Raw genomic sequence first — 12,553 nt, 5'->3', positions numbered from 1 at the left:
GTCACCGCCCGGCGGGCTGATCCGAAACGCACCCCTCGCCACCTGCGCCACTGCGAAACTCAGGCCGTGGACGACAGGCGCCGGCGGCAACGACTGGGACCGGCGGTCGGGATCGCACCGGGCGCCCGGGTCGACAAGTTCGAGATCTTCTTCGACCTGGTCTTCGTCTTCTCCTTCTTCAACATCGCCCGGGCCACCGCCGCCAACATCAGCGACCGGCAACTGCTGCACGCCCTGCTGGTCCTCGCCGTGCTGTGGTGGTGCTGGGTGGTGCACACGGTGGTGGCCACCCGGGTACGCATCGGCGAGGGCTTCGTACCCGTCCTGATGATCGCCGGGATGGCCGCGCTGTTCTGCTTCGCGCTCGCGCTGCCCCAGGCGTTCATGGACTCCGGCGGCACCGAGGCCGGGCCGATCGTGGTGGCGGTCAGCTACGTGGTCATCCGGGCCGTACACCTGGCGCTGTTCCTGCACGCCGTCCGCGACGACCCGGTGGAACGCCGCCAGTTGCTCCGGTACGCCCCCGAACTGACCCTGAGCACCGCCCTACTGCTCGTCGCCGCCCTGCTGCCCGACCACGTGCCCGACGCGGACGCGGCGGCGCTGGTCCGGGACGGGTTGTGGATCAGCGTGGTCCTGCTCCAGTACGGCACCGGGCTGCTGGCCCGCACCTGGGGCTGGGAGGTGACCTCCGCCGAACACTGGACCGAACGGTACGACCTGATCCTGATCATCGCGCTCGGCGAGTCGGTGATCTCCATCGGCCTGGGCAGCAACCTGATCGGCCAGCCGCCCACCCTGCCGGGGGTGACCGCCGCCGTCCTCGGGATCGTCTTCAGCGCCGCCATGTGGTGGATCCACTACGACGTGATCGGCCCGGCCGCGCGGATCGCGCTGCACGCCAGCGAGGGCCGCCCCCGGGTGCTGATGGCCCGGGACGCGTACGCCTACCTCTACCTGCCGATGATCGTCGGCATCCTGCTGTTCGCGCTCGGCGCGGAGGGCATCGTGCACGACATCGCCGAGCCCGGCGTCCCGATCGGTCAGCCGGCGCACTGGCCGGACATACCGCTGCTCTTCTCCGGGGTGCTCTGCTACCTGGCCGGGAACATGCTGTTCCAGTGGCGCACCCTGCGCACGCTGTCCTGGCTGCGGCTGGGCACCGTGGTCCTGCTCGCGCTCGGCATCCCGATCGCCATGCCGCTGCCCGGACTGCTCGCGCTCGGCGTGCTCGCCGTGATCCTGGTCGGCATGATCGTCATCGAGGTGGTGGTGATGTCCGAGGGCCGGCACGCGTTGCGCGCGGCGGTCTTCGAGGAACGCACCGCCCACGAGGCGGCCGAGGCCGCCTACCGTGCCCGCTGGCACGACAACCCACCCGACCCGCACCCGTGACATGCGTAGCACTCTGTAGCACCCATGGCCAGAATGGGCGGGTGGCTGACGCCCATCGGGAGATCACACAGCGAGAGCTGCGCAACGACTCCGGCGCGATCATGCGCGGGGTGGAGCGCGGAGACTCCTACGTCATCACCCGCAACGGCACCCCCATCGGTAAGCTGATCCCGCTTCGGCGGCGCACCTTCGTTCCGCGCGCCGAAGTGATGGCCGCATTCGCCACCGCGCCCCCGCTCGACGCGGAGCGATTCCGCTGCGACCTCGACTCCGCCGTCGATCAGGACCCATTCGATCGTGAGTGGTGAGACCGCGGCCCGGGGCCTGATCGACACGAACATCGTGATCCTCCTCGGCACGCTGGACCCCGACGAGCTGCCGGAGGAGATGGTCATCAGCGCCGTGACGCTCGCGGAACTGTCCGCCGGCCCGCACAGTGCCGACGATCACGCTGAACGAGCCCGCCGGACCAGCGTGCTCCAACACACCGAGGCCACCTTCGACCCGCTACCGTTCGACGCCGAGGCGGCCCGAGCGTTCGGGATGATCTCCAGCGCCGTCCTCGCCACCGGCCGCACCACCCGCCGTCGGTTCGCGGATCTCATGATCGCCTCGGTGGCCCATGCCAACCGACTACCGCTCTACACGACCAACCCGAACGCCTTCGCCGGTCTGACGGAACTGGTCGACGTCCGGCACGTGCGCCGCCCCTGACTTCGCCCTCCGAAGGCCCCTGTCAGGTCAGCCGAGACATCGGCGTGACCGACTCGACCCAGCCGGACGGGTGCGCGTACCCGAAGATGTCTGTATGCGGATCCTGATGGCCGGCGCGTCCGGCTTCCTCGGCACCCGGCTGGTCGACCTGCTCGTGGCCGACGGGCACCAGGTCACGCGGCTGGTCCGGCGACCACCGCGCGGGCCGGACGAGCGGCAGTGGACCCCGTCGGCGGCGCAGCTCGACCCCGCGCTGGTCGCGGAGGCGGACGCGGTGGTCAACCTGGCCGGCGCCGGGGTGGGCGACCGCCGCTGGAACGACCAGTACAAGCAGCTCATCCGCTCCAGCCGGGTGGACACCACCAGCACCCTGGCCATCACCATCGCCGGCCTGCCGGAGGCCGACCGGCCCGAGGTGCTGCTGAACGGCTCGGCGATCGGCTGGTACGGCAACACCGGGGACCGCGTGGTCGAGGAGGACGCGCCGGCCGGTGAGGGCTTCCTGGCCGACGTGGCCCGGGTCTGGGAGGCGGCCACGCGCCCGGCCGAGGACGCCGGGGTACGGGTGGTGCGGCTGCGTACCGGGCTGCCGCTGCACCGCGACGGTGGACTACTCAAGCCGCAACTGCTGCCGTTCAAGCTGGGCATCGCCGGTCGACTCGGCAGCGGACGCCAGTGGATCCCGTGGATCTCGATGACCGACTGGCTGCACGCGGTCACGTTCCTGCTGGCCCGCGCCGACCTGAGCGGCCCGGTGAACGTGGTCGGCCCGGCACCGGTCACCAACGCCGAGTTCACCCGGGAACTGGCGCGCCAGTTGCGCCGTCCGGCGATCATCCCGATCCCGGCGTTGGCTCTGAAGGCGGTCCTCGGCGGCTTCGCCCAGGAGGCGCTGACCAGTACGCGGGTCCTGCCCGGCGTACTCAACCGGGCCGCCTTCACCTTCCGTCACCCCGACCTGCCCACCGCCCTGCACGCCGCCCTGCACGACTGACCCGTGCGGTCCGCGGCGCGCAGATGTTAGGAAGGGTCCCTTTATATGCACCAGGCGTTAGCAGGGGACCCTTCCTTGCAAACGACGGGTCTGACCTGAGGTGTCCGGTGAGGTTGGTAACGTCCGCTAGGTGCCCAGCTCCCCGTCCTCGGCGTCCCTGACCACCTCGCCGCCGCGCGTCACCCGTGACCGCCGCGCCGACCTGATCGTGGCGTTGATCGCGCTGGCGCTCGCCGTCTGGGTGACCAGCGGGCTGTGGCGGGACCCGAACGGTCGCGCGATCACGGTCAACTCCAGCGACCAGGCGCTGTTCGAGTGGCTGCTGGCCTTCGGCGGGCACACGGTCAGCCACGGGGAGAACCCGTTCTTCACGTACCTGATCAACGTCCCGGACGGCGTCAACCTCGCGGTCAACACCTCGATCACCGTGTACGCGGTGGTCTTCGCCCCGCTGACGTACCTGATCGGGCCGCCGGCCACCTTCCTGGTGATCCTCACGCTGAACCTCGCCGCCACCGCCGTCGCCTGGTACTGGCTGCTCTCCCGGCACCTCGTCGGCAGCCGACTCGCCGCTGCCGTCGGCGGACTGTTCATCGGCTTCTCCCCCGGCATGGTCTCGCACGCCAACGCCCACCTGAACTGGACCGCCGGCTGGCTGGTGCCGCTGCTGGTGTGGCGGCTGTTCGTGCTGCGTCGGTCGGCGCACCCGCTGCGTGACGGCGCGATCCTCGGCGTACTCGTCGCGATCGCCTTCTCCATCGCCGCCGAGGGGCTGTTCTTCACCGCGCTGGCGCTCGGCCTCTTCGTCGCCGTCTGGGCGCTGCACCCGGCCAACCGGGTCGAGGCCCGATCCGTCCTGCCGTCGTTCCTCCGTGGTCTCGCGGTGACCGCCGTGGTCGCCGGGGTGCTGCTGGCGTACCCGCTCTGGCTGCACTTCGCCGGACCGCAACGCTTCCACGGCACCGGATTCGACTCGGTGATCCACTCCGAGGACATCGCCGCGTACGCCGCCTACCCGCGCCGCTCGCTGGCCGGCGAGGCCGGACTGGGCACCTCACTGGCGCCGAACCCGACCGAGGAGAACTCCTTCTTCGGGCTGCCCCTGCTGCTGCTCACCGTCGCCTGCTTCGTCCTGCTGTGGCGGTCGGCCACGCCACGACGCCGGGCCACGCTGTGGGGGCTGGGCGTACTCGCGGTGGTCTTCACCGCCCTCTCCTTCGGTCCGGTGGCGAAGGTCAACGGCCACCGCACCGACCTGCCCATGCCGTTCGACCTGCTCGGGCACCTACCGGTGGTGAACGCGGCGCTGCCCGCGCGGCTCGCGCTGGTGGTGACGCCGGTGATCGGGCTGCTGCTGGCGTTCGCGGTGGACCGGCTCCGCCACCATCGGCCGGGTCGGGCGGCGGCGGTGGCCTGGACGGCCGCCTTCGCGGTCGCGCTGGTGCCGCTGGTCCCGACGCCGCTGCTCACCATCGAACGGGAACCGATCCCCCGCTTCATCACCTCCGGCGCGTGGCGCGACTACGTCTCCCCGGGCGGGGTGCTGACCCCGGCGCCGCTGGCCCTCGACGTCTATCCGGACGGCCAGCGCTGGCAGGCGTACGCGCTGGCGAACCGACAGGGCGAGTTCGCCATCCCGTCCGGCTTCTTCCTCGGCCCCGGCGGGCCCGACGGCCGCGGCCGGATCGGGCCGGTGCCGCGTCCGTTCGGCGCGCTGCTCGACCAGGCCGCGCGCAGCGGCCTGCCGCCGATCGTCACCGAGGGCACCCGCGAGGAGGTACGCGCCGACCTGGAGCACTGGCGGATCGAGACGGTGGTGCTCCCCGACGAGGTGCACGGCGCCAAGTGGCCGGTCGACGAGGAGGCGCTACGCCGGACGTTGACCCTGCTCTTCGGCGAGCCGGAACGGGTCGAGGACGTCTGGCTCTGGCGGGTCGGGCAGCGCTGAGCCGCCCGGCCCGTGAGCCGGCTCACCGGAGGTGACCAGCGAGTACGGGTCTAGGCTGGTGAGCGTGACCGCGACGACCTCCGGCCTGACGGCCGTACGTGCCGGCGTCCTCGACTACACCGCCGCCTGGGACGAGCAGCGCCGCCTGCACGAGGCCGTGGTCTCCGGAGAGCAGGGCGACACGGTGCTGCTGCTGGAGCACCCCAGCGTCTATACCGCCGGCAAGCGCACGGAGCCGTGGGACCGGCCGATGGACGGCACCCCCGTGGTGGACGTGGATCGCGGCGGCAAGATCACCTGGCACGGTCCGGGGCAACTGGTCGGCTACCCGATCCTGCGCCTGCCCGACCCGGTCGACGTGGTCGCGTACGTCCGGCGGGTCGAGCAGTTGCTGATCGACGTGTGCGCCGAGCTCGGCCTGACCGCCACCCGGGTCGACGGACGCAGCGGCGTCTGGGTGCCGGCCGACGAGCGGGGGCCGGACCGCAAGGTGGCCGCCATCGGCATCCGGGTCGCCCGGGGCGTCACCCTGCACGGATTCTCGATCAACTGCGACTGTGACCTGACCTACTTCGACCGGATCGTGCCGTGCGGCATCCGGGATGCCGGAGTCACCTCGCTCTCGGCCGAGTTGGGCCGCCCGGTCACCGTGGCCGAGGTGCTTCCCGTCGTCGAGCGCCACCTGCCGACCATCGTCACCACCTGACCGCCGGGACCGTCGCATACCGGCGGCCTCCCCGTACCCCCTCTTGAGCGAGTGCTTAAATTCGGCTACCTTTAAGCAGTCGCTCAAAACGGGGGTGGGCATGCGATCCATCTATGTCGAGACGCTCATCGACGCACCGATGGAGCAGGTCTGGTGGGCGACCCAGGAGCCCGGGGAGCACCGTCGGTGGGATCTGCGGTTCAGCCGGATCGACCCGGTGCCGGGCAGCCGGCCCGCCCGATTCCGGTACGCCACCACCGTGCTCCCCGGGCTCACCGTGCGCGGCTGGGGCGTCCACGTCGGTGAGCGCCAGCGGCCCGACGGCACCCGCACCTCGGCGCTGCGGTTCGGCTCCGACGATCCGCGGTCACTCGTCGCCTCCGGCTCCGGCCACTGGCGATACCTGCCCGGGCCGCACGGCGTCCGGTTCCTGACCGGCTACTCGTACACCCCTCGCTGGGGTCTCCCGGGTCGGCTCGCCGACCTCGCCTTCCGGCCGCTGTTCGGCTGGGCCACCGCGTGGTCGTTCGACCGGCTGCGGCTCTGGCTGACGGCGGGCGTACCACCGGAACGCGCCCGGGCCAACGCGATGCGCGACGTCGCCCTCCGGCTGCTCGCGGTGGTCGCGGTCACCGTGGCGGCCGGGGCCGCAGGCCGAACACCGGCCGCGCTGGCGTTGGTCGTCGCCGCAGCGGTCGCCTGCCTGGTGCCCCCACATCCGCACACCCCGGCGGCCCGACGCTGCTGGCGCCGCCCGCCGGACCGCCTCGCCGCCCGGCCACCCCGTCTCCTGGAGCGCCTGTGACCTCCGTCTTCCAGCACGCCCTCGGTGCCGACTTCGACCGCCTGCACCCGCGCCTGCGCCGCCGCTTCGCGGTCGACGGCGAAACCGACCTCGGCTGCGTCGGCACCGGGACGATGGACCGGGTCTGGCGCGGCGGCGCCTTCACGTGGCCGTTCCTGCGCCTCGGTGCTGTGCGGCACATCCTGTTCCCGGAGACCGGCCGGCAGATCCCCTTCACCATCGAGAACTACGCCTACACCGACACGTACGGCCGCCCCACGCTGACCTTCGTCCGCACCTTCCAGGTCACCCCGCACCGGCGGCGACGCTTCGACGCCACCATGGTGTGGAGCGCCCGTCGCGGGGTCCTGGTCGACTATCTGGGTACGCACCAGCACCTCGCGGTCGACCTGCACCTCTCCGTCGACGCCGCCGGTGGGCTGACCATCCGCAGCGGAGTCCAGCGGTTCCCGAACGGGCTGACCTGCCCCGCCGCGCTGACCGGCGAGGCACGCGTACGCGAGTGGTACGACGACCGAGCGGACCGGTTCCGCATCGAGGTCAGGGTCACCAACCGCCGGTTCGGCCCGCTCTTCGGTTACGAGGGCAGCTTCACCGTCGACCACGTCCCGTCGCACCGGGCACCGGTGCCCGCCGCCGTACGACCGCTGCGCGAGAATCCCCGGGAGTAGACGAGAGGACATCATGGCCACCCGGGACAAACTGATCGACGGTGCCATCGCCGCGATCCGTGAGCACGGCATCGCCGGCGTGTCGGCGCGTACGATCGCGGCCACGGCCGGGGTCAACCAGGCCCTGGTCTTCTATCACTTCGGCAGCGTGGACGACCTGCTGGCCGAGGCGTGCCGGAGCGTCACCGCCGCCCGGGTGGCCGTGTACCGGGCCCGCCTCGCCGACGTGTCGTCCCTGCGCGAACTGCTCGACATCGGACGTACCCTGCACCGCCAGGAACAGGCCGAGGGCAACCTGGCGGTGCTGGCCCAACTGCTGGCCGGCGCACAGAACGACCCCACGCTCGCCGAGTCCACCGCAGCGGCCCTGCGGATCTGGACGGTGGAGATCGAGTCGGTGCTGCACCGGCTGCTCGACGGCTCGCCGATCGCCCCGGTCGTCGACCCCGCCGGGCTGGCCCGGGCCGTCAGCGCCGCCTTCATCGGCCTGGAACTCTATGACGGCGTCGACCCGGAGGGCGCCAGCGCCGCCTTCGACGCCCTGGAACGGCTCGCCGTACTGGTCGAGGTGATCGACGACCTCGGCCCCCTCGCCCGCCGCGCCGCCCGCGCCAAACTCCGCCACCTCACCTGAGCGTCCCACCCGCCGCCCGCCCGTCCGCCGTCCATCCACCCGCCCACTGCCCGTGCGGTGATCATGGAGTTGTGGCTGTGACGAAACGGATATTCGTCCGCGATTCCACTGCCACAACTCCATGATCGACGCGATCGGGGCGGCGGGCGGCGGGCGGCGGGCGGCGGGCGGCGGGCGGCGGGCGGCGGGCGGCGGGCGGCGGGGGGTCAGGGGGTTAGGCGGTGGAGGTCGCGGGGGAAGGCGGTGACCTCGCGGACGTTGGCCGCTCCGGTCAGCCGGGCGACGAAGCGTTCCAGACCGATGGCGAAGCCACCGTGCGGCGGCATGCCGTGCCGGAAGGCGTCGACGTATCCGGCGTACGGCTCGACCGGCTCGCCCCGGTCGGCGAGTGCGGCCAGATAGTCGGCGTGCCGGTGCAGCCGCTGCCCGCCGGTCACCAGTTCCAGGCCACGGAAGAGCAGGTCGAAGCCGTTCGAGTAGTCCGGCCGGTCCGGGTCAGGGTGGGTGTAGAAGGGCCGCTTCGCCATCGGGTACCCGGTGACGAAGACGAAGTCCGACCCGTGCTCCCGCCGTGCCCACTCGCCCAGCGCCCGTTCGTGCGCGGGCGCCAGGTCCGGTTCGTCGGCGGGTGCCCCGGCGATCCGCAGCGCCTCGGTGAAGTGCACGTCCGGGATCTGCGTCGGCACGGCGGGCACCTGCACGCCGAGGGTGGCCAGCGCCGCCCCGGCCCGGTCGTCGACCGTCGCCATCATCCCGGCCAGGGTGTCCCGCAGCACCGCCATCACGTCCCGGTGGTCGGTGACGAAGCCCAGTTCGGCGTCGAGGGAGGTGTACTGCGCCAGGTGCCGTACGGTGTCGTGCGGCTCGGCGCGGAACACCGGCCCGACCTCGTAGACCCGCTCGAAGACACCGACCATGAGCTGCTTGTAGAACTGCGGTGACTGGGCCAGGTACGCCGGGCGGCCGAACCAGTCGAGGGTGAAGACGTTCGCCCCACTCTCGGTGGACGAGCCGACGACCTTCGGGGTGTGGATCTCGACGAACCGCTGGGCGTCCAGCGTGGCCCGGAAACCGGCCACCGCCGCCGCCGAGACGCGCAGCGCGGCCGAGCGGCTCGGGTGGCGCAGCGCGACGGGTGCGTGGTCGAGCTGGGTGGGCAGGCTGGCGGTGAGCGTCGGCCGGTACAGGTCGAAGGGCGGCGGCACGGCGGGCGGCCCGAGCGGGCGTACCACCGGGTCGGTCAGCTCGACCCCGGCGGGCGCGGTGGCGTTGGCGACCACCGTGCCGTCGACGGAGACGACGCTCTCTTCGGGCAGCGCCTCGATCTCGGCGCGGACCGCCGGGTCGGTGACCACCACCTGGGTGAGACCGGCGGCGTCCCGGACGATCAGGAAGGCCACCGACTTGAGCAGTCGGCGGCGGTGGACCCAGCCGGCGATCCGGACGGTACGGCCGGTGTGCGGGGTGAGTCGGTCGGACAGGATGCGTTGCACGGTTACCTCCTCGTCAATCGCAACGCGATCCCCGGGAGGTGTGGGCGAGCGGGAACCTCGCGGTGCCACCACACCTTCGCCCCCGTCGAGACGGGAGCCTCATTCGTCGCCTTTTCACCGGGGCCAGCCGGGCGGGCTCTACTGAACGCGGATGTTAGGCGGGGTCCCCTGCTCTACCGCAGGCGTTAGCAGGGGGCCCTTCCTTACACATCGCACGCTGTTCTTCCCGCAGCTCGGGAGGGTCTTCACGGCCCGACGCCAGACCGCCTCGCAGCAACCGGCGGCTCTCTTCAACTGGCGGATCGGAGCGCTACTCGGCTCCGTCGTCGCTCTCGAACGGCAACGCTAGCACTCGACGAGGCCGTCCTGTGACGCGTGATTTCCGCCCTCGGTGTCCGGCGTCACAGGATTTCCCAGGTGACGGCGGTCGCCCGCAGTTCATCGACGGCCACCATCCGGCGTAGGCTCGTTTTGTGACGATCGAGCACTCCGCGCCGACGACCGGCCAGGCCGCGCGTACCGCGACGCCCGCCCCCGAGGGGCGGCGACTGCTGCGGATCGAGGCCCGCAACGCCGAGACGCCGATCGAGCGCAAACCCCCGTGGATCAAGGTCAAGGCCAAGATGGGCCCGGAGTACACCCAGTTGCGCGGGCTGGTCTCGCGCGAGGGGCTGCACACCGTGTGCCAGGAGGCCGGGTGCCCCAACATCTACGAATGCTGGGAGGACCGGGAGGCCACCTTCCTCATCGGCGGTGACCAGTGCACCCGCCGCTGTGACTTCTGCCAGATCGACACCGGCAAGCCGGCCGAGTTCGACGCCGACGAGCCGCGCCGGGTCGCCGAGTCGGTGGTCTCGATGGGTCTGCGGTACGCGACCATCACCGGCGTCGCCCGTGACGACCTGCCCGACGGCGGTGCCTGGCTGTACGCGGAGACCGTCCGGCAGATCCACGCCCTGCAACCGGGCTGCGGCGTCGAGCTGTTGATCCCCGACTTCAACGCGGTCCCCGAGCAGCTCGCCGAGGTGTTCGGTGCCCGGCCCGAGGTGCTGGCGCACAACGTCGAGACGGTGCCACGGATCTTCAAGCGGATCCGGCCGGCGTTCCGCTACGAGCGCTCGCTGGACGTCATCACCCAGGCCCGCGCCGCCGGGCTGGTCACCAAGAGCAACCTGATCCTGGGGATGGGCGAGGAACGCGCCGAGGTCTCCCAGGCGCTGCGCGACCTGCACTCCGCCGGCTGCGAGCTGATCACCATCACGCAGTACCTTCGCCCCTCCCCCCGGCACCACCCGGTGGAGCGCTGGGTCAAGCCGGAGGAGTTCGTCGAGCTGCGCGAGGAGGCCGAGGAGATCGGCTTCGCCGGGGTGATGAGCGGGCCGCTGGTGCGCTCGTCCTACCGCGCCGGCCGCCTCTACCAGCAGGCCCTGGCCGCCCGGGAAAGCGTCGCCGTCGCGAGCTGAGCCGGCGGCCGGCCTCAGCCGAGTCGCCGGCTGAGCCTCCGGCCGAACCCAGGAAGTCGCCGGCTGAGCCTGCGGCCGGTCCCAGGAAGTCGCCGGCTTGCCGGCGGCCGACCGCACGGACCGAGGTCAGGACGGGTCGGCGAGCAGCGCTCGACGGGCAGGACCGGACGGGGATCAACCGCACGGCGGGCGACCACTAGACTTGCCCGCATGGCAAAGCCCCAGGAGAAGGTCTCGTTCGGCCAGCGGCTGAAGCAGATCGGGTTGGTGTTCCGGTTCACCGCCAAGCAGGACAAGTGGTTCGCGCCACTGGCGGCCGGCGCGGTGCTGATCCCGCTCGCGCTGACCGTGGTCGCGGTCATGATCTGGGGCTGGCTCTGGTTGCCGCTGGGCATCCTCTTCGCCCTGCTCGCCCTGCTGATCGTGCTCAACCTGCGGTCGAACCGGGCGATGATGAACGCCGCCGAGGGGCAGCCGGGCGCCGCCGCGCAGATCATGGAGAGCATGCGGGGCGACTGGCGGGTCTCCCCCGCGGTCAGCTCGACCACCCAGATGGACATGGTCCACCTGGTGATCGGCAAGCCGGGCGTGATCCTGCTGGCCGAGGGCAACCCGCAGCGGGTACGCGGGCTGCTCGGCCAGGAGAAGCGCCGGCTGGCCAAGGTGATCGGCAACGCACCGCTCTACGACTACGTCATCGGCCAGGACGAGGGCGAGCTGCCGATCCGCAAGCTGCGGATGACGCTGATGCGGCTGCCGCGCAACCTCAGCGGCAAGGACGTCAACTCGCTGGACAAGCGACTCAAGGCGCTCACCGCCCGGCCGCAGATGCCCAAGGGCGCGATCCCGAAGAACCTGCGCCCGCCGCGCGGTGCCTTCCGGCAGAGCCGGGGCCGCTGAGGTCGGGTCGGGCGGTCAGCGCCCGGCGCGTACGGCAGGGACGACGACGGCACCGCTCAGGCGGTCGTGCAGGCCCCGACGGTGCTGGTCCATCAGCAGCGCCGGGACGACAAGCGCCAGCAGTACGCCGCGCAGCAGCGCCCGGACCAGGCCGATCCGTCCGCCGTCGGTCCAGGCGACGCAGCGGATCCTGGTGATGTACATGCCGGGGGTCTGCGCGAACAGGCCGAGGAAGAAGCCGTACATCACGATCAGCACGACGACAGGTGCCCACGGGTCGCCGGTGGGGCTGGCGAACAGGCCCGACGCGAGCAGGCAGAGCACCCAGTCGATGACCAGTGCCCCGAACCGGCGGCCCAGGTCGGCCGGGACGAAGGTGGGGTCGGTGGCGGGCGGCGGCGCGTGGTGTGGCTCGGTCGTCACAGCGGACAAGAGTAGCCAGCACGCTGGTGCGGGCCCGGCGCAGGTCCGGCACGTGATACCGAAAAGGGTCAATAGCAGCAATTTTCACTACACTGGCACAGCCGGACCAGTCCGTCGCGTATCGGGTCCGTCCCACCAGGGAACATGACACAACGCGAGGGACGTAACACGGCAGAAACACTGGAGACATGGCCGGGCAACCGCACGGCCATAGCGTCGCCAGGAGCCTAGCTACCCCGTGGACGTGCCAGGAGGACGAGTGTTCGCCAATCCCGAGGAACTCCTGCGTTACCTCAAGAACGAGGACGTGAAGTTCGTCGACGTACGTTTCTGTGACCTGCCCGGTGTGATGCAGCATTTCAATCTGCCGGTGGAGTCTGTCGACGACAACTTCTTCACTGATGGTC

General features: G+C 71.4%; 13 protein-coding genes and 1 pseudogene. 12 read left to right on the top strand and 2 right to left on the bottom strand.

Translation table 11 applies throughout. The annotated features are described in order from the left end of the window. Positions 1-66: 66 nt before the first annotated feature. From ABT008_RS13085 to ABT008_RS13045, 9 genes are all read left to right on the top strand, one after another. A complete protein-coding gene (locus ABT008_RS13085; protein WP_350696205.1) occupies positions 67-1,395 on the top strand; it encodes a low temperature requirement protein A in 1,329 nt (442 codons plus the stop codon). A gap of 41 nt (positions 1,396-1,436) precedes the next feature. Next, a complete protein-coding gene (locus ABT008_RS13080) occupies positions 1,437-1,703 on the top strand; it encodes a type II toxin-antitoxin system Phd/YefM family antitoxin (protein ID WP_350696204.1) in 267 nt (88 codons plus the stop codon). Then, positions 1,693-2,109 (top strand): type II toxin-antitoxin system VapC family toxin, encoded by a 417-nt coding sequence (locus tag ABT008_RS13075; RefSeq protein WP_350696202.1) that lies wholly within the window; start codon positions 1,693-1,695, stop codon positions 2,107-2,109. The genes ABT008_RS13080 and ABT008_RS13075 overlap by 11 nt, the downstream gene beginning before the upstream one ends. A 94-nt stretch (positions 2,110-2,203) precedes the next feature. Then, the gene (locus ABT008_RS13070; protein WP_350696200.1) at positions 2,204-3,103 is read left to right on the top strand and encodes a TIGR01777 family oxidoreductase; all 900 of its coding nucleotides are present in this window, start codon (positions 2,204-2,206) and stop codon (positions 3,101-3,103) included. A 130-nt stretch (positions 3,104-3,233) separates the two neighbouring features. Next, positions 3,234-5,051, top strand: a complete 1,818-nt coding sequence (locus ABT008_RS13065) for a DUF6311 domain-containing protein (protein ID WP_350696198.1) — start codon at positions 3,234-3,236, stop codon at positions 5,049-5,051. Positions 5,052-5,115: 64 nt separating this feature from the next. Continuing rightward, positions 5,116-5,757 carry a lipoyl(octanoyl) transferase LipB gene (gene lipB / locus ABT008_RS13060; RefSeq protein ID WP_350696196.1) on the top strand — a complete coding sequence of 214 codons (642 nt, stop codon included), beginning with the start codon at positions 5,116-5,118 and terminating at the stop codon, positions 5,755-5,757. A gap of 100 nt (positions 5,758-5,857) precedes the next feature. After that, positions 5,858-6,562, top strand: a complete 705-nt coding sequence (locus ABT008_RS13055; protein ID WP_350696194.1) for an SRPBCC family protein — start codon at positions 5,858-5,860, stop codon at positions 6,560-6,562. Further along, on the top strand, positions 6,559-7,233 hold the full coding sequence (locus tag ABT008_RS13050) for a DUF4166 domain-containing protein (protein ID WP_350696192.1): 675 nt from the start codon (positions 6,559-6,561) through the stop codon (positions 7,231-7,233). Before ABT008_RS13055 ends, ABT008_RS13050 begins: the two co-directional genes overlap by 4 nt. 10 nt (positions 7,234-7,243) lie before the next feature. Beyond that, positions 7,244-7,867: a TetR/AcrR family transcriptional regulator gene (locus ABT008_RS13045; protein WP_350696769.1), complete on the top strand. Its 624-nt coding sequence runs from the start codon at positions 7,244-7,246 to the stop codon at positions 7,865-7,867. A 206-nt stretch (positions 7,868-8,073) separates the two neighbouring features. On the opposite strand, the gene aspS is transcribed toward ABT008_RS13045, so the two are convergent. Further along, the gene (gene aspS, locus ABT008_RS13040; protein WP_350696191.1) at positions 8,074-9,360 is read right to left on the bottom strand and encodes an aspartate--tRNA(Asn) ligase; all 1,287 of its coding nucleotides are present in this window, start codon (positions 9,358-9,360) and stop codon (positions 8,074-8,076) included. Between the two features lie 473 nt (positions 9,361-9,833). Here aspS and lipA point away from each other — a divergent pair, with 473 nt between their 5' ends. After that, the gene (lipA, locus tag ABT008_RS13035; protein WP_350696189.1) at positions 9,834-10,823 is read left to right on the top strand and encodes a lipoyl synthase; all 990 of its coding nucleotides are present in this window, start codon (positions 9,834-9,836) and stop codon (positions 10,821-10,823) included. Between the two features lie 210 nt (positions 10,824-11,033). Continuing rightward, positions 11,034-11,723, top strand: coding sequence for a DUF4191 domain-containing protein (locus tag ABT008_RS13030; RefSeq protein ID WP_350696187.1), 690 nt, complete (start codon positions 11,034-11,036; stop codon positions 11,721-11,723). Between the two features lie 15 nt (positions 11,724-11,738). On the opposite strand, the gene ABT008_RS13025 is transcribed toward ABT008_RS13030, so the two are convergent. Next, positions 11,739-12,146, bottom strand: coding sequence for an RDD family protein (locus tag ABT008_RS13025; protein ID WP_502890421.1), 408 nt, complete (start codon positions 12,144-12,146; stop codon positions 11,739-11,741). Between the two features lie 259 nt (positions 12,147-12,405). On the opposite strand from ABT008_RS13025, the pseudogene ABT008_RS13020 reads away from it, so the two are divergent. Continuing rightward, positions 12,406-12,553 (top strand): annotated as a pseudogene (locus ABT008_RS13020) (glutamine synthetase); the annotation flags it as partial.

The organism is Micromonospora sp. NPDC002389 (assembly GCF_040296095.1).
Classification (GTDB): domain Bacteria; phylum Actinomycetota; class Actinomycetes; order Mycobacteriales; family Micromonosporaceae; genus Micromonospora.
The sequence above is the reverse complement of the archived record's forward strand: the minus strand, read 5'-3'. Positions and strand labels throughout refer to the sequence as shown.

Coding starts and splice junctions, on each gene's coding strand:
- ABT008_RS13030 (WP_350696187.1), top strand. CDS start 11,034: ATGGCAAAGCCCCAGGAGAAGGTCTCGTTCGGCCAGCGGCTGAAGCAG.
- ABT008_RS13055 (WP_350696194.1), top strand. CDS start 5,858: ATGCGATCCATCTATGTCGAGACGCTCATCGACGCACCGATGGAGCAG.
- ABT008_RS13070 (WP_350696200.1), top strand. CDS start 2,204: ATGCGGATCCTGATGGCCGGCGCGTCCGGCTTCCTCGGCACCCGGCTG.